At 73.4% G+C, this 20,451-nt stretch carries 16 protein-coding genes and 2 pseudogenes; 10 read left to right on the forward strand and 8 right to left on the reverse strand.

Annotated features, from left to right (window positions below; all coding sequences use genetic code 11):
* Positions 1 to 166 precede the first annotated feature (166 nt).
* The 5 genes from lanL to QP089_RS07915 all read left to right on the forward strand — a co-directional run bounded on the left by lanL (position 167) and on the right by QP089_RS07915 (position 8,792).
* The gene (lanL, locus tag QP089_RS07895) at positions 167 to 2,971 is read left to right on the forward strand and encodes a class IV lanthionine synthetase LanL (RefSeq protein ID WP_285910701.1); all 2,805 of its coding nucleotides are present in this window, start codon (positions 167 to 169) and stop codon (positions 2,969 to 2,971) included.
* On the forward strand, positions 2,968 to 4,959 hold the full coding sequence (locus tag QP089_RS07900; protein WP_285910702.1) for a S9 family peptidase: 1,992 nt from the start codon (positions 2,968 to 2,970) through the stop codon (positions 4,957 to 4,959). The genes lanL and QP089_RS07900 overlap by 4 nt, the downstream gene beginning before the upstream one ends.
* Complete coding sequence (locus QP089_RS07905) at positions 4,937 to 5,095, forward strand: VenA family class IV lanthipeptide (protein ID WP_285910703.1); 159 nt, start codon at positions 4,937 to 4,939, stop codon at positions 5,093 to 5,095. Before QP089_RS07900 ends, QP089_RS07905 begins: the two co-directional genes overlap by 23 nt.
* Before the next feature lie 146 nt (positions 5,096 to 5,241).
* On the forward strand, positions 5,242 to 7,068 hold the full coding sequence (locus QP089_RS07910; protein ID WP_285910704.1) for an ATP-binding cassette domain-containing protein: 1,827 nt from the start codon (positions 5,242 to 5,244) through the stop codon (positions 7,066 to 7,068).
* A complete protein-coding gene (locus QP089_RS07915) occupies positions 7,065 to 8,792 on the forward strand; it encodes an ATP-binding cassette domain-containing protein (RefSeq protein ID WP_285910705.1) in 1,728 nt (575 codons plus the stop codon). The genes QP089_RS07910 and QP089_RS07915 overlap by 4 nt, the downstream gene beginning before the upstream one ends.
* Positions 8,793 to 8,885: 93 nt before the next feature.
* Here the strand turns inward: QP089_RS07915 and QP089_RS07920 are convergent, their stop codons facing one another.
* Positions 8,886 to 9,497, reverse strand: coding sequence for an ROK family protein (locus tag QP089_RS07920; RefSeq protein ID WP_285910706.1), 612 nt, complete (start codon positions 9,495 to 9,497; stop codon positions 8,886 to 8,888).
* Between QP089_RS07920 and QP089_RS07925 the strand changes: the two genes are divergently transcribed.
* Positions 9,498 to 9,683: a hypothetical protein gene (locus QP089_RS07925; RefSeq protein ID WP_285910707.1), complete on the forward strand. Its 186-nt coding sequence runs from the start codon at positions 9,498 to 9,500 to the stop codon at positions 9,681 to 9,683.
* Positions 9,684 to 9,897: 214 nt separating this feature from the next.
* Here QP089_RS07925 and QP089_RS07930 read toward each other — a convergent pair whose 3' ends face one another.
* From QP089_RS07930 to QP089_RS07940, 3 genes are all read right to left on the reverse strand, one after another.
* A complete protein-coding gene (locus QP089_RS07930) occupies positions 9,898 to 10,752 on the reverse strand; it encodes an SDR family oxidoreductase (RefSeq protein ID WP_285910709.1) in 855 nt (284 codons plus the stop codon).
* A 98-nt stretch (positions 10,753 to 10,850) separates the two neighbouring features.
* Positions 10,851 to 12,731, reverse strand: a complete 1,881-nt coding sequence (locus tag QP089_RS07935; protein WP_285910710.1) for a class I SAM-dependent methyltransferase — start codon at positions 12,729 to 12,731, stop codon at positions 10,851 to 10,853.
* Positions 12,732 to 12,902: 171 nt separating this feature from the next.
* Positions 12,903 to 14,108 (reverse strand): PucR family transcriptional regulator, encoded by a 1,206-nt coding sequence (locus QP089_RS07940; protein WP_512699675.1) that lies wholly within the window; start codon positions 14,106 to 14,108, stop codon positions 12,903 to 12,905.
* 395 nt (positions 14,109 to 14,503) lie between these two features.
* On the opposite strand from QP089_RS07940, the gene QP089_RS07945 reads away from it, so the two are divergent.
* Both QP089_RS07945 and QP089_RS07950 read left to right on the forward strand, forming a co-directional pair.
* Positions 14,504 to 15,481, forward strand: a complete 978-nt coding sequence (locus QP089_RS07945; RefSeq protein WP_285910712.1) for an alpha/beta hydrolase — start codon at positions 14,504 to 14,506, stop codon at positions 15,479 to 15,481.
* A gap of 12 nt (positions 15,482 to 15,493) precedes the next feature.
* Complete coding sequence (locus QP089_RS07950; RefSeq protein ID WP_285910713.1) at positions 15,494 to 16,762, forward strand: PucR family transcriptional regulator; 1,269 nt, start codon at positions 15,494 to 15,496, stop codon at positions 16,760 to 16,762.
* Positions 16,763 to 16,837: 75 nt separating this feature from the next.
* Here the strand turns inward: QP089_RS07950 and QP089_RS07955 are convergent, their stop codons facing one another.
* The 3 genes from QP089_RS07955 to QP089_RS07965 all read right to left on the reverse strand — a co-directional run bounded on the left by QP089_RS07955 (position 16,838) and on the right by QP089_RS07965 (position 18,134).
* Positions 16,838 to 17,506, reverse strand: a complete 669-nt coding sequence (locus QP089_RS07955; RefSeq protein WP_285910714.1) for a cutinase family protein — start codon at positions 17,504 to 17,506, stop codon at positions 16,838 to 16,840.
* Between the two features lie 153 nt (positions 17,507 to 17,659).
* Positions 17,660 to 17,833 carry a hypothetical protein gene (locus QP089_RS07960; RefSeq protein ID WP_285910715.1) on the reverse strand — a complete coding sequence of 58 codons (174 nt, stop codon included), beginning with the start codon at positions 17,831 to 17,833 and terminating at the stop codon, positions 17,660 to 17,662.
* Position 17,834: 1 nt separating this feature from the next.
* Positions 17,835 to 18,134, reverse strand: a complete 300-nt coding sequence (locus QP089_RS07965; protein WP_285910716.1) for a hypothetical protein — start codon at positions 18,132 to 18,134, stop codon at positions 17,835 to 17,837.
* Between the two features lie 170 nt (positions 18,135 to 18,304).
* On the opposite strand from QP089_RS07965, the gene QP089_RS07970 reads away from it, so the two are divergent.
* Both QP089_RS07970 and QP089_RS48745 read left to right on the forward strand, forming a co-directional pair.
* Complete coding sequence (locus QP089_RS07970; protein WP_285910717.1) at positions 18,305 to 18,445, forward strand: hypothetical protein; 141 nt, start codon at positions 18,305 to 18,307, stop codon at positions 18,443 to 18,445.
* Positions 18,445 to 19,260 (forward strand): annotated as a pseudogene (locus QP089_RS48745) (threonine synthase); the annotation flags it as partial. The gene QP089_RS07970 and the pseudogene QP089_RS48745, both read left to right, overlap by 1 nt.
* Before the next feature lie 156 nt (positions 19,261 to 19,416).
* Here the strand turns inward: QP089_RS48745 and QP089_RS48750 are convergent.
* Positions 19,417 to 20,399: pseudogene (locus QP089_RS48750) on the reverse strand (amidohydrolase); the annotation flags it as partial.
* Positions 20,400 to 20,451: the final 52 nt, after the last annotated feature.

Here is a 20,451-nt window from a genome sequence, read left to right on the forward strand (position 1 = left end):
TTTGTTTTTAGACCCCCTGGATTTATCGCCGAGTCCGTGGTTACCGTGTTCCCGTTCGCCGAGAAGTTCCGGTCGGCGCCGGAAGGGGCGAACCGATCAAGGGCGGCATTCGATCTTTGCGTGCGTAGGGCGGCACTCTAAACGCGCAATGAGAGCGGTGATCCTCATGGTGGATTTCAATTTCAGTGTCTTCTCGGCTGCCCCTGCGGCCGACGCCGAGGACACGGCTCTCACCGATCTCCTCGCGACCGCGATCGGCCGGTCACCTGCTCCGGAGCGGTGGCGGACGGGCCGGGCCGGCATGTGGTGCACCGTCGTCCCCGACGGGGCGTCCCGCCACTCGCAGGGCTGGAAACTGCACGTCGCAGGCACTCCGGGGGCGGCACCTGAGATCCTTGAGCGCTGTCTAGGGGTCCTGCTCCAGGCGGGCTCGGCGTTCAAGTTCGCCGCCACGACCGACTACGTGGCGGCCCTCAACTCGCGCAACGCACCACGCGGCCATTCGGGCAAGTTCATCACGGTCTACCCCGAAAATGATCAGGAGGCCGTCCGGCTCGCCGCCGCGCTGCACGAGGCGACGGACGGCCTTCCCGGCCCGCGCATCCTTTCCGACCGGCCCTACGCGACGGACAGCCTCGTCCATTACCGCTACGGCGCTTTCACCGAGGACCGGCGGCTCACCAATGACGGATTCTACGCCTGGATGATCATCGACCCGGAGGGGAATCCGGTCGAGGATCGGCGCGTCGGACGCTACACCCCTCCCCCCTGGGTCACCTGCCCCTTTCCCGACAACGGCAGGACCGTCACCCGCACGGAAGGCGGTTCCCGAAAGGACATCGTGATCGGCGGCCGCTTCGCGGTCGAGAACGCGATCCGCCACACCAACAAGGGCGGGGTTTACCGCGCCGTGGACGTCCGCACCGGGGACCCGGTGGTGCTCAAGGAAGCACGGCCGCATGTCGCCGCCGATCCGGAGGGCCGCGACACCCGGGACCGGCTGCGCGCGGAGGCGCGCGCGCTCGAACGGATTCAGGACCGGAGACTCGCGCCCCGTCCGGCCGGATTGTTCACCCAGAACGGCCATCTCTTCCTCGCGCAGGAGATGATTCCGGGAACGCCGCTGCGGGAATGGACGGCCGATTCCATCCGGGAGTCCGGATGGGGGCCGCACCTCGCTCCGGCGCTCGACATGGCGCGCCGGCTGGCCGACCTGATGATCGAGGCGCACGCCGCCGGGCTCGTCCTGCGCGACTTCAACCCCAACAACGTCATGGTGCGCCCGGACGGCACGCCGGTGCTGATCGACCTCGAACTGGCCGTGGTGGCCGGCGAAGGCCAGGACGCGCCCCTGCGGGCGGGCACCCCCGCCTTCAGCGCGCCGGAGCAGTTCGAGGGCGCGCCGCCCCACGCGACGGCGGACTACTACAGCCTCGGCGCGACCCTGTGCTACGTCCTCACCGGCGGACCGCCCTACTTCCTGGACGAGCACCCGCGGCCCCGGCCGCTGACGCAGCGGCTCACCGAATGGCTGGCGGCCCGCACCCAGGGCCTGGACCTGCCCGAGCCCCTGCGGGCGGTGCTGGTGGAGCTGATGGCGGACGACCCCGCACGCCGCGGCACGCCGGCGCGGGCCCGCTCCGTCCTGACGTCGTGCGCGCCGTGCCCCGTCCCGCCGCAGGCGCAGCGGGCCGGGAGGCACATCTCCGGCGGGGACACCGACCCCGGCGAGGCCGCGCCCGCGTGGCTGCGGGAGACCTGCGAGCAGGTGATCAGGGGCATCACGGGGCAGCTGCTCTCGGGCATGGAACCGGAGTCGGCGCAGGCGCTGTGGCCGATGTCCTGCGTGCACGGCGCACCCGACCCGTGCAGTCTCCAGCACGGTGCCGCGGGATGCACGGGCGCGCTGGTGCGGTACATGCGGTACACCGACGACCCGCGCCTGCCGGACGCGGCCGCCACCGCGGCGCGCTGGATGCTGGACCGCCTGCGGGACGGCACCCGGCGGCCGTCCGGCCTGTACTTCGGGACGGCCGGAGCCGCGTGGGCGCTGCTCGACGCGGGCCTGGCGCTCGGCGACGACGGCCTGGTCGAGGACGCGGTCGCGGTGGCGGAGGCGCTCCCCGTCTCCGCTCCCGGACCCGACGTCACCCACGGCACCGCGGGCATCGGCCTGACCGCCCTGCACCTGTGGGCCCGGACGGGCCGGCCGCTGTTCGCCGAGCGCGCCCTGGCGGCCGCGGACGCGCTGGCCGCCTCGGTCGAGGAGGGCCCCGACGGGCTCGTCTGGCGGACGCCCGCGCACGTGGAGTCGAAGCTGGCGGGCAAGTCGTACTACGGGTTCGCGCACGGCATCGCGGGGGTCGGTTACTTCCTGCTCGCCTGCGCGGAGGCGACCGGGCGGGTCGAGCACCGCGAGTTGGCCGTCCGGGTCGGCGACAGCCTGCTGGACGCGGCGGTCGTCACGCCGCGGTCGGCGATGTGGGGCGCCGGGACCGGCGACCCGCCCACCGCGCCGTACTGGTGCCACGGCGCGTCCGGTATCGGGACGTTCCTGGTCCGGCTCGGCGCCGCCACCGGCGAAGCGCGGTTCCTGCAGGCGGCCGACCTGTCCGCCCGCGCGGTGACCGACCAGTCGTGGCGCGCGGTGCTCGGGCAGTGCCACGGCCTGGCGGGCAACGGCGACTTCCTGCTCGACATGGCCGACGTCATCGGCGACGCCCGGCACCGGGCCGCCGCCTGGCGGCTCGCCCGGATCATCGTCGCCAACCGCGCGCACCGCGACGGCCGGATCGTCCTGCCCGACGAGCGCGGGGACGTCTCGACGAGCTGGGGCGAGGGGCTGAGCGGGGTGCTGGCGTTCCTGGTCCGGCTGCGGTACGGCGCGGAGCGGCTCTGGATGGCCGACGGCGCGCCGGGGGCGGCCGAGGACGCGGTGGCCGGGACGGCCGTGCGGGGGTCCGCCCCGTGAACGGGACCGCGAACGGCACCGCGGGCGGCACCGCGGACAGCACTGCGGACGTGGCCGTGCCCGCCCTTCCGGGGATCCCGAGCCGGTTCGGGCTCGCCTTCTCCGCGAGCGGCCGGTGGGCCGCCTGCCTGAGCGCCGTCGACGACCACGTGACGCTGGAGCGGTGGAACCTCGCCCGCGCCGTGCCGTCCCGGCGGGTGTTCGGCGGCGGGAGCGTCGCCTCCGGACCCGGCCGCCGCGAGCCCGTCGACCGGCACAGCCGCCCGCTGCCGCTGGACGACGGCCGGCTCCTCGTCGTCCGTCCCGAGGTCGACGCCGACGGGACGCCCATCGGCCACGGGACGGTGGTGGCGGCGCAGGCCGGGCACGGCGGCACGACCGTCGGGCGGTCGTGGTGGGTCCCGTCGATGCTCTCCGGGTACGCGCTGGCGAGCCCGGGCAGCCCGCAGACCGTCGTCCTGGTGACCCTGGAGGACGAGCACCGGTCGCGGATCTGGGAGCTGTCGCTCGCGAGCGGGAGGCTCGAACCGGTCATGGCGGTCCCCGGCACGCTGTCGGGCGGCGTCTGGCTCGACGCCGGGCGCACGCTGTTCCTCGACCAGGCGGCCGCGGACCACCGCGCCGACGGGATCGCCGTCGACCTGCGCGAACGCTCCTGGCGGCGGGTCTGGTCGGTGGCGGCCACGACGGCGGACCGGATCGTCGCCTGCGACCGCCGCTCGGGGACGCTCGCGGTGACCACCGGCCTGCCCGGCGCCCAGTGGACCGGCTCACTGCGGATCGGGCTGTGGTCGCCCGGCGGCGGGCGCGTCCGGTTCCCCGCCGCGCTCAACCGGCCCGGCGGCGGCATGGTCCCGCTGACCTTCGACGGCACCGGCGCGCACCTGCTGGTGAGCGAGGTGTCGGGCGCGGTGTCCCGGCTCCTGGTGCACACCCGGGCGGACGACCGCGTCGCACCGGTGACCGTCCCGCCCGGGACGGTCGGACCGCCCGCCTCGTGGACGGGCGACCGCATCCACCTGCGGTTCTCGGCGCCGCACCTGCCGCCGACGCTGGCGACGGCGCACCGTCCGCCGCTCGCGGGCTGGGCGCCGGTGCGGCGGGCGCCCGACGTCGCGGCGGACTGGTGGCACGCCGAGCTGGTCGAGCTGCCGGGCCCGGCGGGGCCGATCGAGGCGATCGTCTACGGCGGCCCCCGCTGGCGCGAGCGGCGGCACCTGGTGCTGGCGCTGCACGGCGGCCCGCTGTCGGCATGGCGGTTCGAGTTCGACCCGCTCTTCCAGCACCTCGCCGCCGCCGGCATCGCGGTGGTGGCGCCCAACCAGCGCGGCAGCACCGGCTACGGCGAGCGGCACCTGCGCGCGGTCATCGGCGACTGGGGCGGCCCCGACCTGGAGGACGTCGTCCACCTGGCGCGCGGCATCGCCCTCCCCCGGCGGGACGCCGGGCTGCCGGAGCCGGTCGTGCTCGGCGGCAGCTACGGCGCCTACCTGGCGCTGCTGGCCGCCTGCCACAGCCCTGGCCTGTGGTCCGGCTGCGCGGCGCTCGCGCCGTTCACCTCCGCCGACGACCTGTACCGCGACGCGCCCGGCCCCGTCCGGGACCGGGTCGCACGGCTCACCCGGCCGGGCGGCGGCACGGAACCCGACGGCGGCACGGAACCCGGCGGCGGCACGCCGGACGCGGGACGCGACGTCCTGCGCGCGTGCGCCGCGCTCACGGCGCCGCTGCTGCTGGCGCACGGGACCCGCGACGAGGTCATCCCCGTCGCGCACTCCCGGGCGCTGCGGCGGCGCCTCCTCGAACTCGGCAGGACCGAAGGAGCCGGCCTCGACTACCTCGAGGTCGACGACGGGCACACCGCCGTCGTCCAGGCGTGCTCCCCGGTCCTCCGGACAGCGGTGGTCCGCTTCTGCCTCGCGGCGGGCGGACCGTGGGGGCGACCAGGGAAAGGAGGTGAATGGAATGGAGAACATCTTCGAGGGTGACCTCGTGGCGGAGCTTCAGGAGCTGCCCGAGACCGACCCGATCGAGATCGAGGGCGTTCAGCTGGGCGGCACGTGCGCGTGCGTCGGCCTGCTGACCCTTCTGAACTCCGTGTGCGTCGGCGTCTCGTGCGCGTGATGCCCGGCACCCACCGCGGGCCCGGGCGCCTGAGGTGACCCAGGTCCGCAGACACCGGTCACGGGCCGGCCGCAAGGCCGGTCCGTGACCGGACCCACTTGCCACTGTAACCCGGCGGCGGCCGAACGCGAACGGAGCCGACGAGCGTGCCCGATCCCGAGCCAGAGCCCGCCGGCGGCGGCGGTCCCCCGCTCCTCGCCGGAGCATCCGGCGCGCCCGCGGCGCTGCGTCGGGACGGCAGGCGGCTGCTGCGCGCGGCGGCCCGCCGCTTCCGCGCGCTCCTCGTCCTGCTGGCGGCGGCCACGGTCGTCCGCGTCGCGGCGATGCTCGCGACCCCGGTCATGCTCGGCCGGGCGATCGACGCCGTCCGCTCGGGCCGGGGCCTCGGCGCCGCCATCGCCGGCCTCGCCGTGGTCCTGCTCACCGCCGCCCTCGCCGACGCCGCCGAGGAGCTGGCGGGCACCTACTGCGGCAGCCGCATCACCGCGTGGCTCCGGCACTGCCTGATCGAGCGGGTTCTGGAGCTCGGCGCGCCCGGACGGCGCCGCTTCCCCGCCGGGGACGTGCTGTCCCGGCTCACCGAGAGCGCGGGCGGACCGGCCGCGTTCCCGACCCTGCTGCTGTCGAGCGCGGCGGCGCTGGCGACCACGGCCGGCGCGGTCGTCGCCCTCGGCCTGATCGACTGGACGCTCGCGCTGGTCTTCGCGCTCGGGACGCCCCCGGCCGTCCTCGCGCTGCGGATGTTCGTCGCCAAGGCCGGCGCGCCGTTCGCCGACTACCAGCGCCACCAGGCGGAGATCGGCACGCGGCTGCTCGACGCCCGGCAGGGCGCCCGCACCGTCCGGGCGTCCGGCACCAGCGCCCGCGAGGTCCGGCGGATCCTGCGGCCGCTGCCGCTGCTGGGCGCGGCCGGGCGCCTGACCTGGGACGCGCAGGGGCAGGTGGGCTGGCGGCTGTCGCTGCTCGCACCGCTGCTGCAGATCATGGTGGTCGGCGTCGCCGGGGTCCGCCTCGCGACCGGCGACGTCACCGCCGGTGAACTGGTCGCCGCCGCGTCCTACACGTCCATGGCGGTCGGCGCGGCGGCGCTCTTCGACACCTTCGTCGCGCTGCTGAACTGCGAGGTCGCCGCCGGACGCGTCGCGGAGATCCTCGACGCCGAGCCGGCCGTCCGGCGGCCGGCGCGGCCCGTCCCGCTGCCGGACGGCCCGGGCGCGCTGCGGCTGCGCGGGGTCACCGTCCGGGTCGACGGCCGGACGGTGCTCGACCGCCTCGACCTCGCGGTGCCGCCCCGGACCGCCGTCGCGGTCGTCGGGACGTCCGGGTCGGGCAAGAGCGTGCTGGTGGCGGCCATCGCACGGCTCGCCGACCCGGACGAGGGCCGCGTCGAGCTCGACGGCGTGGACGTCGCGGACGTCGCGCTCCCGGAGCTGCGGCGCGCCGTCGCCTACGCCTTCGAGCGTCCCGCGCTGCTCGGCGCGACCGTCCACGACATGATCGCCTACGCGCGGCCCGGCGCCACCCGCGCCGAGGTGCGCCGCGCCGCGCGGACCGCGGCGGCCGACCAGTTCGTCCGGGCGCTGCCCGCCGGGTACGACACCCCGCTCGCCGAGGCGCCGATGTCGGGCGGCGAGCTGCAGCGGCTCGGGCTGGCCCGCGCGGCGCTGGCGGACGCGCGGCTGCTCGTCCTCGACGACGCCACCAGCAGCCTCGACACCGCGACGGAGATGCGGGTGACGCGGGCGCTGCGGGAGGTCCTGGCGGGACGCACCAGCCTGGTGGTGGCGCGCCGTCCCGCGACCGCCGCCCGCGCGGACCTCGTCGCCTGGCTCGACGCCGGGCGGATCCGCGCGCTCGCGCCCCACGGCGAGCTGTGGGCCGACCCCCGGTACCGCGCGGTGTTCGCCGCCGAGCCCGGCGAGCCGCCCGGCGCCCCGGCGCCGTGCGCCGCCGCACCGGGGCCCGCCCGGTGACCGCCGCGCCCGCCGCCCGGCTCCTCCACCGCCACCTGCGCGGGCAGTGGCCCGCGATGCGGCGCCTGGCCCTGTGGTCGGCGGTCGAGAGCCTGCCGTCGTTCGCGTCCGGGCTGCTGCTCGCCCGCGCCATCGACGACGGCTTCCTCGCCCGGCGACCGCTCACCGGGCTGGGTTGGCTGGCCGCCCTCGCCGTCCTGCAGGCGCTCGGTGCGCTCGGCACGCGGCGGATCTACCCGTGGCTCGCCGCCACCGTCGAACCTCTCCGCGACTCCCTCGTCGGTGCCGTCGTCACCGGCGCGCTGCGCCGCACGATCGACCGTTCGGCCGACCCCGCGTCCGGCGCCGCCGGTGCCGGGATCTCGCAGGTCACCGAGCAGGCGGAGGCCGTCCGGGCGCTGCTGGGGACGGCGCTGCGCAACGTCCGGCAGATGCTCGCGGCCGGCATCGCCGCACTGCTCGGGTTGACCCTGCTCGCCCCGCTCCCTGCCCTCACCGCCGCGCTGTCGGTGGCGCTCGCGCTGGCGGTGTTCGGTGGCCTCCTCGGCGTACAGATTCGCCGCTACCGGACGGTCGTGCGGGACGCCGAACGCATCGGCGAGACGGCGACCGAGATCGTGGAGGGCGTCCGCGACGTCGTGGCGTGCGCCGCCGAGCCGCGCGCCGCGAAGACCGTCGGCGAGGCGATCGACGCGCAGGCCGGGGCCCTGCGGGCCTTCGCCCGGTCCCGGCTCGTCCGGCTGCCCGTGCTGGCGCTCGGGGTGCACCTGCCGCTGCTCGCGCTGCTCGCCCTGTCGCCGCGGCTCGTCGAGGACCACCGGCTCACGACCGGCCAGGTGGCGGGCGGGGTGAGTTACCTGGTCACCGGGCTCCAGCCGGCGATGGTGCTGCTGGTCGACGCGGGCGGGACGCTGCTGCTCAGCCTGGCCGTGGTCCTCGGCCGGCTCGCCGAGGTCTGCGCGGAACCGGTCCGCACGTCCCGCCGCGCGGCACCGGTCACCGCCACGTCCTATGACCTGGAGACCGAGCATGTGACGTTCGCGTACTCCGCCTCGGCCGCGCCCGTCCTCGCCGACCTGTCCCTGCACATCCCGGAGGGCACCCACCTGGCCGTGGTCGGGCCGAGCGGTACGGGCAAGTCGACGCTCGCCGACGTCCTCGCCGGACTCGTCCGGCCCCAGCGGGGCAGCGTCACGCTCGGCAAGGTGCCGCTGCCCGACCTGGACGAGGCGCAGCTCCGCTCGGCCGTCACGCTCGTCCCGCAGGAGAGCTACGTCTTCGCCGGAAGCCTGCGGGAGAACCTCACGTACCTGCGCCCGGACGCCGCCACCGCCGACATCGACGAGGCCGTGGACGCCATCGGCCTGACCGCGACGGTGGACCGGCTCGGCGGCTACGAGGCCGCCGTCCCACCCGGCGGCGGTTCGCTGTCGCAGGGCGAACGCCAGCTCGTGACGCTCGTCCGCGCCTACCTGTCCGCGGCGCCCGTGACGATCCTCGACGAGGCGACCTGCCACCTGCACCCCGCCGCCGAGGCCCGCGCGGAACGCGCGCTGGCCGGGCGCGGCGGCACGCTCATCGTCATCGCGCACCGCATCAGCTCCGCGCAGCGGGCCCAGCGCGTCCTCCTGCTGGACGGCTCGGCCCCGCAGCTCGGCACCCACGGCTCCCTGCTCGCCCTCAGCCCTCTGTACGCCGAACTGGTGGGCCACTGGCAGACCTGACGAGCCCGGCGGAACGGCGACGCCCGCGCGCAGCGCGCCACAGAGGGCGTTGCCGATCACCACCGCGGCGGAGCCATTGGCTTGGCCGATCCATCATTGGCTTTCATCACCCATGCCTATAGTTGGCGCATGTCCGTCGATCGCCTGCTGGTCAACCTCGACCTGAACCTGCTCGTCACGCTGGACGTGCTGCTGCGCGAGCGCAACGTCACGCGGGCGGCGGAGCAGCTCGGATGCAGGGGCCCCATAGCGGGCGGAGAAGCGGTCGCGGATCGGGTAGCGGTCCCAGCCCGGCATGATGGGCGGCACCACCGGAAGGCCGCTGCGGAACTCCACCGGTCCGGGCACGCCGACGCCGATCGCCCAGATCGGCGCCGCGGCGGCGCCGATCAGCTCGTCGGCCAGCTTCTCGGCCAGGGAGAGCACCGGTTCGGGGCCGTCGGCGACGTCGATGGCCTGCTGGCGGGTGGCGAGCAGCGTGCCGCTGAGGTCGGCGAGCCCGACGACCAGCTCGGTCGCCGCGATGTCGACGCCCAGGATCCGGCCGCGGTCCCCGCGCAGCCGCAGCTGCCGGGACGCGCGGCCGCCCGATGACGGGCCGAGCCCCGCCCCCTCGACGAGGCCGGCGGTCTCCAGTTCGGCGACGCGCTGGGCGACCACACTGCGGCCGAGGCCGACGCGTTCGACGAGCATCGGCTGGGTCATGTGGGGACCGCTGCGCACGGAATGGGCGCGCACTGGACCTGTGCGTGCCCACGGCCCGGAGACGACGAGATCTCCGACTTCGTCGGCTCCGCCGCGTTCGACACCGCGCTCACCCGCGCCGAAACGCTCCTGCATGTCACCACGCACGCCTCCGAACTGGACCGGACCCGCCGTCATCGCCGGTGACCTCTGGCGGCGTCCCGGAGTGACGCTGCACGAACGGGTGCCGTGATACCGCGCGCATCGCGGCCTCTACCCGCGAATCGGCGGCTGCTCAGCGAATAAGGCCCGTCGCGTCGAGCGGGGACGCGGCTTTGATGCGTGAGAGTTGTCGGCCCGAGGCGTCGGCGAGCCCTTCCCGATCGGACACGAGCGAGTGAGGCCGGGACGGGTCTGCGGCTCAGGTGAAGGCGGCGCGATGGTCGCGGACGAACTGCTCGAAGCTCGTCGGCTCGCGGCCGGTGAGATCGCGGACCGTCGTGGTGACGGTCTCCGCGCCGCCGTTCCGGTAGGCGCGGCTCACTTCGATCAAAGCGTCGGCGTAGTACTCGGGCAGGCCGCGCTCCAACATGGCGGCCCGGGCGTCGGAGTCGGAGAGCCCGACGAAGCGGACCGGCCTGTCCAGGAGGCGTGAGAGCACCTCGGCGGCGTCGTCGTAAGTCAGTGCCTCCGGGCCCGTGAGGGCGTAGACGCGGCCGTCGTGGCCGTCGGTGGTGAGCACGTGGGCGGCGACCCGGGCGATGTCGCGGACGTCGACGAAGCTGATGGGGGCATGGGCGCGGGGCTGGGCGAACCGGCCGGTCGTCCTGATCGAAGCGGCGAACTGCCGAGTGAAATTCTGCATGTAGAAGTTCGGCCGCAGGAAGGTGTAGCCGAGGCCGGAGGCCTGGAGCGCCAACTCTGCGGGCCGGTGGAGGGCGGCGATCGGCGTCAGTTCCTCGTCGGCCCGCCAGACCGACAGCTTGACGACCCGAGGAACCCCCGCAACCGCCGCGGCCTCGATCAGGTTGAGCTCTTGGCGGGTCTGGTCAGGGCCCATCGCACCGACCAGGAACACCGTCTCGACGCCTTGCAGCGCGGACGGGAGCGTCGCGGGCTCGCCCAGGTCGATCCGGACGGCGTCGCGACCGGCGCCGACCGCGCGATCCACGTCGCGCTGCGCGCGGTACGCGGCCCGGACACGATGCCCGTCGGCGCACAGCGTCTCCAGAAGAGCCGAGCCTACGGTGCCGCTTCCGCCCGTCACCAAGATCATGGCGGCATGCTAGCCACACCCCCTGACATCGGCGGATCATCCCAAACGATCTGGTTCCCCAACGGTCGGGATGCCCGTGCTCTTCCGCGGCGGCACGGTCATTCGTCGGTGTTGGGCAGTCGCTGGGCGAGGATTCGGTAGGTGTTGGAGCGCTCGCTTCGTCGGATGATCGGGTGGATGAGCTGGTCGGCCATCGCCGCGGCGAGCATGAGGGGGCCGGCGGCGAGGTAGACGGCGGTGCGCGCGGCGACGCGGGTCCGCCGCCAGCGGGGGTCGCGCCAGGGCTTGGCCGGGTCCGGCACGATCCGGTGCACCAGCAAGTGAACGATCATGAACAGGTCGATCGGCTGGTGGGCGGCGCCGCGCTGCACGGCGACGGGACGGAACCCCAGCTCGGCGAGCATCATCGAGAGATTGCCGAGGGGGACGAGGTTCAGGTGCTGCGGCTGGAACCAGGCGTGCCACCAGCGGCCCGCGAGCCGCGCGATGGCCCATTGCGGATCGGGCACCTCGATGAGAAGGTGACCGCCCGGTTCGAGCACCCGCGCGGCGGCGTCCAGTTCCCGGCGCGGTGCGGTGGTGTGTTCCAGGTAGTGGTGCATGCTGACGACGTCGTACGCGCCGGTGAGCTTGTCGGCCAGTTCCGGGAACGTGCCGACGTGGCCGGTGTCGATCCACCCGCGGCGTTCGGCCTCCCTGATGCCGTCGTTGAGGTCCAGCGCGTCGAAGCGGGTCTGCGGCCACACGTCTCTGGCGGCGTTGCAGAAGTGGCCGTGTCCGCCGCCGACGTCGAGCCAGCTCCTCGGGGCCGCGTGGCCGCGCAGCATCCTGGCGCGGTCGCGGTAGATCGGGGCCGCGAGCCGGAAGGCGCGCTCGACCTCGGCCGCGCCGGACCCGTCGTAGTAGTCCCGGTAATAGAAGGCGAGCCCATCGGCGTTCAGCCTGGGGTTCTGGAAGACGTGCCCGCAGGCGCGGCACCTGTGGAGGTGGAAGACGCCCGGCCGGTGGTGCTGGTGGTCGCCGCTGGACAGGAATCCGCGCAGGTCGGTGCCGCCGCAGCAGGGGCAGGTGCCGGTGGGCCGGTCGAAGAAGCGCGCCAGTCCCATGCCGAGCTCGTCGGCGTACTCCCGGCGGAGTCGCGGCAGATCGGGGTCCGGCGGTTCTGGCGCGGTGGCGACGCGCAGCCATCGTACGAGCGCTCCGAAAGGGCCGGTGAGCGCGGACCGCGCGAGGTCGTCAGGCTGTAGTGGCGTGCCCAACGTGACGATGTAGGGACGCGCGCACACCGCGGCCAGCAGGATCGCGGCACGTATGGCGGCGCGCCGGCGTCCGCTTGCATACAGGCCGGGACGTCGGTCCTGCGCGTGTCCGGTCGCGACCGAACCGGCGAGCCAGGTCCCCAGCAAGCAGAGGCAGAGGATGTTTCCCGCCAGGTAGACGGGCAGGTCCGCGATCCACCGGCGGCGCAGGATCAGCCTGCGCTCGCCGGGCGTCCACGGCACCGGCGACGGCCCTGGGACGACCGCGACGTCCGTGGTGACCGGCGCGTAGCACTTCAGCCGGACGGCGAGCTCGTCCATTTCGACCGGGGACAGCCCGGTCAGCCGTCTGACGCCCGCTCGCTCGAGGACCTCGACGTCGACGAGCATGGCGTATCCAGCTCCGATGCCTCGGGCGAGACGCGCGGTCCGGTACGAACGGGGATGCAGGCGGCGAACCAGCTCCAGGGCACGGGCGGTGTCGAGCCCGTCCGGCACCAGTTCTAGCACGGCCAGTCCGTGGTCGTCGGCGTACGCGCTGGCGGCGCGCTTGGTCGCCTCGTCGAGTCGCGTTCCGGCCGCGGTGACGAAGCGATGCCGGGCGTCCACCGGCCGGTCGGCGGACGGCAGCGCAGGGAGCCCGGCCGCCCGGCTCCGCCGCCAGAGCGCGTCGACGACGAACCCTGCCGGGATCAGCAGCGAAACCGGTCGCATCTGCATGGTGCTCCTCCTTGGGGCGGCGGGGGCTGGGGCGCCCGCTGCCGCCTCGACGTCGCGGTGGTCAGCGATCCTCATCGCGCCCGGAGGCTGCGGCCATGTCACCCGTGCCAAAGTGGACGCTCATAACGGCTCACCCGGGTGAGCGGACATCGTCCCCGCGAACGGCGGGGATCAGGCCGGTGGCCTGTCCTTGGAGAAATGCAGAAAGGCGTTCAGCGCCAGCATCATGTCGAGGCGGTTGTCGGGACGGACGAGGTCGTCGCCATAGAGCTTCTGGATGGTGCGAATCCGGTAGCGCACGGTCTGCGGGTGAACGTGCATTCGCTCTGCCGTGGTGATCGCGTTCTCGCCGCAGCTGAGAAAGGTCAGCAGCGTCGACGCCAGCGTCTCCCGGCGCCGGGCGGGAAGGTCCAGCAGCGGGCGCAGATGCCGAGTCGAGGCGGCATGGACCAGGTCCTCGCATTGTGAGGCGGCGAGTACCGAGAGGTGCTCCACGCATCGCACGACGCCCCGCGGGGAAAGCACGCCGCGTCGCATGAGCCGGGCCGCCTCCCGAGCCCAGTGCAGAGAGACGGCGCCCTGGTTCAACGGGACGGTGGGCCCCATCACCCCGGGATGCCCGCGGAAGAGCGCCGACAGCAACCGCTCCTGTCCGGGGCCGTCCGGATCGGGCACCACCAGGTACGGTTCCGGGCCGTCCCAGTCCGCGAGAACCGCCGGCGATGTGACGCGGGAGGCCGTCACCGGTGACGCGAGCAGCGCGACGACGCCGATGGTGCGCGGTGGTTCCCAGTCCGCCGCGCGGGCCAGGGTGATGAGCGCTTCCCGGCTGGTGGGCGGATCGGCGACGAGCAGGTCGCGCAGCCGGTTGCGGTGGCGCTCGCGCTCGGTCGCCATTTCCCCCTGAGCGGCGGCGTACCCTTCGGCGGCGGCGTTGACGGCCTTTTCCAGCAGGAGGAAAAGCGAGTCGGTGAGCAGAGCCAGCGTCTCGCTGGTCCATTCGAGCCGGTAGGCCTGCCTGATGAACCGCCTGCAGGCGACCTGGCTGCCCAGCCGCATGGCGGCCTGCAGGCTGTCCAGGTTGCGGCCGTTGCGGGCCTCATGCGCGCCCAACCGCCTGTACGTGACGGTGAGGATGCCGATGTCCGCCGCCGTCCCGCCCAAGGAGTCGACGAACTGCCCGACCGTCGCGGAAATGTTGCGGCGCAGCCGACGGCCGTAGTCGCTGTCGGGCGGCTGCGCGTACTCGGGCACATGCAGCCGGATCTCTCGAACGACCTCGTCCACGACCGAGTCCGTATGGGGCCGGAGCAGGTCGCCGAGACCGTCATTCGAACGGCTCCGGTGAGAAATGAAGTGGGGCTTTCGGGCCGGCATCCTCCTTGTCGGCACGAGCGTCCTCCCATTGTCGAAGCCCCCGCCTGACTGTCTGACTTTGTCAGTGTCATCAGGGCCGCGATCCGGTCAAGGCGGACGCCCGATCTCTGTGCGACCGCACCGCCGCCTTGGGCGCGAGCACCGGCATCGTCGCCGGTCTCATCGACGTGACGCGAGAACGGACGTGTTGACCGACTCGTGGCCTCGAACAATTCGACCGCTACTGATCAAAATGATAAGGAAAAAATCTGATCTTGTCATCGGCGTGCAAGGGCGGAACCGTACCGGCGACCTAATGTTCCGTAACGCGAAAAGCGCGAGTCTGGAGGCCGATGATGCTGGGTGTGCGGTCCATGGTCTTCCCGGTCGCGGCGGCCATGGCGATCATCTCGGCCATGACCGGACCCGGGGACACGGCCGCGCCGCCGCCCGCATCCGAGGCCGGGGCGGCGCTCTCGGCCCCGGTCCCGGCCGACGACGGGGCCAGGATCGTCGCCACGGACCGGCTGGACGAACGCACCTTCGACGTCACGGTGTCGTCGCCGGCCCTGGCGAAGAAGAGCAAGGTGCGCGTGCTCGTTCCGAAGGAATGGTCGCCCGACGCCAATCGGCGGTGGCCCGTCGTCTACGCCTACCACGGTGGTCGGGACACCTACGTCTCCTGGACCCGGAGCACCGATATCGAGGAGGTCTCCGCCCGCTACGACGTCATGGTGGTGATGCCCGAGTCCGACGACGGCGCCTTCACGGATTGGTGGAACTACGGCAAGGGCGGTCCGCCGAAGTGGGAGACCTTCCATACCGCGGAAGTGCTGCAACTGATGGAGCGCAACTACCGAGCCGGACGGGACCGCGCCGCCATGGGCATTTCCTCCGGGGCCTACGGCGCGATGATCTACGCGGCGCGCCATCCCGGCATGTTCCGGTACGTCGCGTCGGCGAGCGGAATCCTGCACCTGACCAGGCCGGGAATTCCGTGGGTGACGCTCTTCGTACAGGGTTTCCTCACCGACAGCGGCGACCCGTTCCGGGTCCTGGGCGTCCCCGGGGTGGACGAGGATAACTGGAGGGCGCATGATCCCTACGTGCTCGCCGCGAACCTGAGAGGCACCGGACTGTACGTCTCCAGCGGCACCACCGGCCTTCCCGGCCCTGCGGACCGTCCGGAGCCCGGGCAGGAGCACTCGGTCCAGGTGCAGGAGGTCTTCTGCGGAATGACGTCGATCGACTTCCTCCGGCGGCTGCGCGAATTGAACGTCCCGGTCACCGCGCACGTATATGGCGATGGATGGCACAACTGGGAGATGTGGGAACTCGAGATGCGCCGGTTCTGGCCCCTGATGATGGCAAGGCTCGGTGTCCAACGGCGGTGAGATGTGACCACCATGCCCAGCACCTTTGAGGAACGGCAGCACACCGTCGTCCAGAGCGCGGTTCGGGCACTGCACGACCGGCTTCCCGAACTGACCGACCGGCTCGTCCTCCGGCTTCAGGAAGCGGAGGGGCCGGACGGGCGGCGGGCCTTCGGCAGCCGGGCGTTCCGCGAGTCGGCGCGTTCCGGCCTGCAATCGGCGCTCGAGGCCATCGCCACTCGCGGCATGGAGCGTCCGGACATCTCCTTCGCGCGGCGCATCGGACGCCGATATGCCGAAGCCGGCCTGCCGCTGGAGACGGTCCTGCGCACCTACCGGCTGGCCGGCGGCCTCCTGTGGGAGTGCATGGCGGACGTGGTCACCGAGCGGTATCCGGACGACCTGGCGGTGCTCGTGTCCGGAGCCCGCCGAGCCCTGGCCATGATCGACCAGCTGTCGGACTCGATCACCGAGTCCTACCACCAGACCTGGCGCGACATGCGCAAGGCCGAGGTGGAGACCGCCCTGGAGACCCTCGACGACCTTCTGGACGGGCACGAGGACGACACCGACCGCGTCCGTTCGGTCGGTGCGCTGCTGGGCCTTCCCGAGCACGGGCGCTACGTGGTCGTCGCCGCGAATGCACGCACCGATCCGGTCCCGCCCGACGAAGTGGTGGGAACACGAGTGATCTGGCGGTCCCGCCCCGGCGCTCTGCTCGGTGTCGCCCTCCTCGACGCCGCCGGTATCGACGACCTCGCCGCCGGCCTGCGCCCGCTGATCCGCCGGCCCGCCGGGATCGGGCTACCGGTCGACCGCCTCGCGGACCTGGGAAGGGCACGCTGGCTGGCCGACCTCGCCCGCTCGGTCGCCGCCGCGGAGGACTGCGGCGAGACAATGGGGACCGCTCCTGAACCCGGCTCCCGGCCGCGCGATGCGAACCGGCTCGTGCGCCTGGACGAGCGCCTGCCGGCCGCGTTCATGGCCGCCCAGCCCGAACTCGCCCGCCATCTGCGCGACACCGTGGTGGGGCCGCTCCTCGATCTCGATCGCGGCGAACGCGAGTCGCTCATGCGGACCGTGGCTGCATGGCTGGACTGCCATGGGTCGACGGCGCGCGCGGCCCAGCGGCTCTTCTGCCACCGCAACACCGTGCTCGGCCGGCTCCGCCGGATTCAGCGGTTGACCGGACGAAGGCTCGACCATCCGCGCGAGGCCACGGAACTCGTCCTGGCCCTGGAAGCGGTCAGGGTTTTGCAGGCGCCGGGCGCAATTCCCGAACACGGAGCGAACGGCCATTAGCGGACCGGCCGCCCGCCGCCGTCTCGACCGCGATTCGCGCGGCGACTCGTCGGCGACGGGCGGAGGCGGAAACGGTCAGACCTTCCCGGCCGCGAACGAGGCGGCCTGGGCGGCGTTGTTGCCGTAACTCAGGTGTGCGGTGATGTCGATGCCGTTCCCGCAGATCGGGTCGCCGGTGGCGCAGGTGTCGAGAGTGCGGCCGGCGTACGTTCCGGTCACCTTCCGGCCGATGGCCCGGATCGGGTTGCCGAACAGCAGGACGGCGGCGACGCGGGGCTCGGCGGAGGCGGGGATGGTGGCGGTGATGGGTCCGCCGACCAGCGCGCCGTCGCTGCTGACCCCGATCGAGTTGTCGACGACGTTGGCTCCCTGCGAGTAGCCGACCAGGATGAACTTCTGGTTCGGGCAGGACGCCGCCTGGCTCTTGATGTGGTTGACGAGGTCGGTGTTGCCCTTGGACGCCGACCCGATGCTGAGGTCGGCGGGGTAGTTGACCGGGTACCCCATGAACGACCTGAAGGCGATCTTGTTCTTGAGCGCGGCGTAGACGGGGTCACCGACGATCCAGCCCAGGGTTCCGGGCTCGCCGGTGCCACGGGCGACGACCACGTCGATGTCGGTGCACGCCGCGGAGGCGGGAGCGGCGGTCACGGCCGCGGTCGCGGCGGCGCCGGACGCGACGCAGGCCAGGACCGCGAGCTTGGCGACCAGACGCGACGGGACGGTGGGGCGGGAAAGGCGCATGAGGGGCCCTTTCTGAGGCGGTTCCTCGCGGCCGTGGCGATCGCCGCGAGATGTGCTGGCGATGATCAGCCTTGGCGGGGACCCCGAAAATGCGCCTTCGTCCAAAGATCCGGCCGTCCACCGCTCACCCGGATGACTAGTGGACGGCAGGAATCAGCTCACCTCGCGCCGCTTCTTCCATTCGGCGACGACGGCCTCGACGTGTTTGCGGATGTCGTCGCTGCGGTCCGCGCTGCCGTTGACGTCACGGCACGCCTGGCCGTACTCGTCCCACAGGGCGTCGTCGGCGAGGCGGAACCTTCGTTGCGGGCTGCCCGGTGTAGGCATGTCAGCCGCCCAGCTTCACGACCAGCGAGCGCAGGTGGGGTGTCGCGGCGTTCTCCTGACCGCGCTTCACCCACGCTGCGATGTGTTCGCTGACCAGCTCGGCGAGAGCCGCGCGCTCGTCGTCGCTGAGCTCGACCGTGGTCGTGGTGTCGGTCCGGCAGTCGTAGGCCGCGAAGAGGATGTCCCCGACTGCCTGCTCGGCCAGGGAGGGCTTGCGGTTGCGCTGGGCATGCCAAGCGGCACTGTTGTTGACGACGCCCCAACCGTGCAGGGCTTCGTAGTTGGTGAGTTCGAGCCTCATGGGGCCGGCACCTCTCGCTGCAGGGGTGTGGCCACACCCTATGCAAGCACTCTACGCAGGTGTGGCCACGTGACCGGCCGGACGACACGGGGCGGCAGTGATCAAACCACTAATTCCTACTAGGCTGGTGGGGATAGAGGGACGGTCGCGGACGTCGGGAGGAGCGGGGCATGGCTTTCAGCCACCTTTCCCATCTGGAGTGCGGTTGGTGCGGGATCGAGCGGGACGCCGGCGTCCTGCAGAACCTGTGCCCCGACTGCGGGAAGCCGCTGCTCGCCACGGCGAGCGCGTCGGCCTGCCCGGGCTGCTGATGAAGGACGAGGGGCTGCTGCCGTCCGGCTCGTTCAAGGCCCGCGGTGCGGCCGTCGGGGTGTCGCGGGCGGCCGAGCTCGGCGTCGAGCGGTTCGCGATGCCCACCAACGGCAACGCCGGCGCCGCCTGGGCCCTGTACGGCGCCCGGGCCGGGCTGACCGCCACGGTCGTGATGCCGGTCGACGCCCCGGAGATCACGCGGCGCGAATGCGCGGCGTCCGGCGCGGACCTGCACCTGGTCGACGGCCTGATCAGTGACGCCGGGCGCATCGTCAGCGAGCTGGTCGCGGCGTCCGGGGACCGGGTGTTCGACGCCTCGACGCTCAAGGAGCCCTACCGCATCGAGGGCAAGAAGACCATGGGCCTGGAGATCGTCGAGCAGCTGGGCTGGACGCCGCCCGACGTGATCCTCTACCCGACGGGCGGCGGCGTGGGGTTGATCGGGATCCGCAAGGCCCTGACGGAGCTGCGCGAGCTGGGCTGGATCTCCGGACCGTTCCCGCGCCTGGTGGCGGTGCAGGCGGAGGGCTGCGCCCCGGTCGTCGAAGCCTTCGAGCGGGGTGAGCGGGTGACGCGTCCCTGGGAGAAGGCGAGCACGGTGGCGTTCGGCATCAACGTGCCCAAGCCCTTGGGCGACTTCCTCATCCTCGACGCGCTGGCGGAGACGTCCGGCACGGCGGTCGCCGTGACCGACGCCGAACTGCTGGCCGAACTCGCCGAGGTCACCGCGCTGGAGGGCGCGTTCGTCTGCCCCGAGGGCGCCGCCGCCTTCGCCGCCGCGCGCAAGCTGCGCGCCTCGGGCTGGCTGGGCGAGGACGAGCGCGTCGTCGTCCTCAACACCGGTGCCGGGCTGAAGTACCCCGAGGCCCGAGTCGACGACCGCGTACGTCGCCGTCCCACGGCGCTCCTGCACGTCCCGCATCAGCAGGGTGGCGTCGTCGCTCGCCCCGAACCGGTGGTCCTCGTGCACGGCGGACACCGAGGGCAGCGAGCGGGCCGCGCCGGCGACGGCCCGCACCGCTGCCGGATCGCAGACGGCGGTCGTGGCGGCGCCGATCCGCTCGATGTCCACCGCCACCTCACCGGACGCTCCCGCAGCGGCCAGCACGTTGCGGGCGCGCCGCTCCAGTTCGTCGCAGACGTCGCCGTCCGAGGCGCGCAGCTCAAGCGCCATCTCGGCACGCCCGGCCACGATGTTGGGCGCGGTGCCCGCACGCAGGACCCCGACGTTCACCCGGGTGTCGGCGGACGCGAAGCGGGGCAGCGCGTGCAGCGCCACCGTCGCCTGCGCCGCGGCGAGCAGGGCGTTGCGTCCCTCCTCCGGGGCGGCGGCCGCATGCGACTGGCGCCCGGTGAAGACCGCCCGCAGCTTCGCGTTGGCGAAGAAGCCGTGCGTGCCGGCGGCGACCTCGCCGACCGGCAGGCCCAGCCCCAGATGCAGCGCGTACAGCCGGTCGACGCCCGCGAGGACTCCCGCGTCCAGCATCGCGCGGGCGCCTCGCCCGCCCTCCTCGGCGGCTGGAACAGCAGCCGGACCCGCCCGGCGATCCGGCCGGACGAGAGCCGGCGCGCCAGTTCGAGACCGACCGCGATATGGCCGTCGTGGCCGCAGGCGTGCATCGCCCCGGGCGCCAGCGAGGCGAACCCGTCCCGCGCGGGAGCGTGCTCGGGCGCCGACGACTCCGTGAGCGGCAGCGCGTCGATGTCCACGCGCAGCGCGACCGTGGGGCCGGGCGCCTCGCCTTCGATGTCGGCGACCACCGCCGTGTGCCCGTCCCGGACGGGTGCGAGATCCTCCTCGCCGGCGCCCCAGGCTCGGGCGCGGGCGGCGGCCGCGTCCAGCTCGTCCCGGCCGGGCAGGCCGGGACGCGGGAGAGGTCGATCGCGTCGCGCCCGGTCCGCACGCGCAGCCCGAGCCGCCGCAGCTCCGCCGCGATGGCGGCCGACGTCCACAGCTCGGTGAACGCCGTCTCCGGGCGCGCGTGGAACAGGCGGCGCCGATCGA

It is taken from the genome of Actinomadura opuntiae, assembly GCF_030283205.1.
In the GTDB taxonomy this organism is placed as follows: Bacteria; Actinomycetota; Actinomycetes; order Streptosporangiales; family Streptosporangiaceae; genus Spirillospora.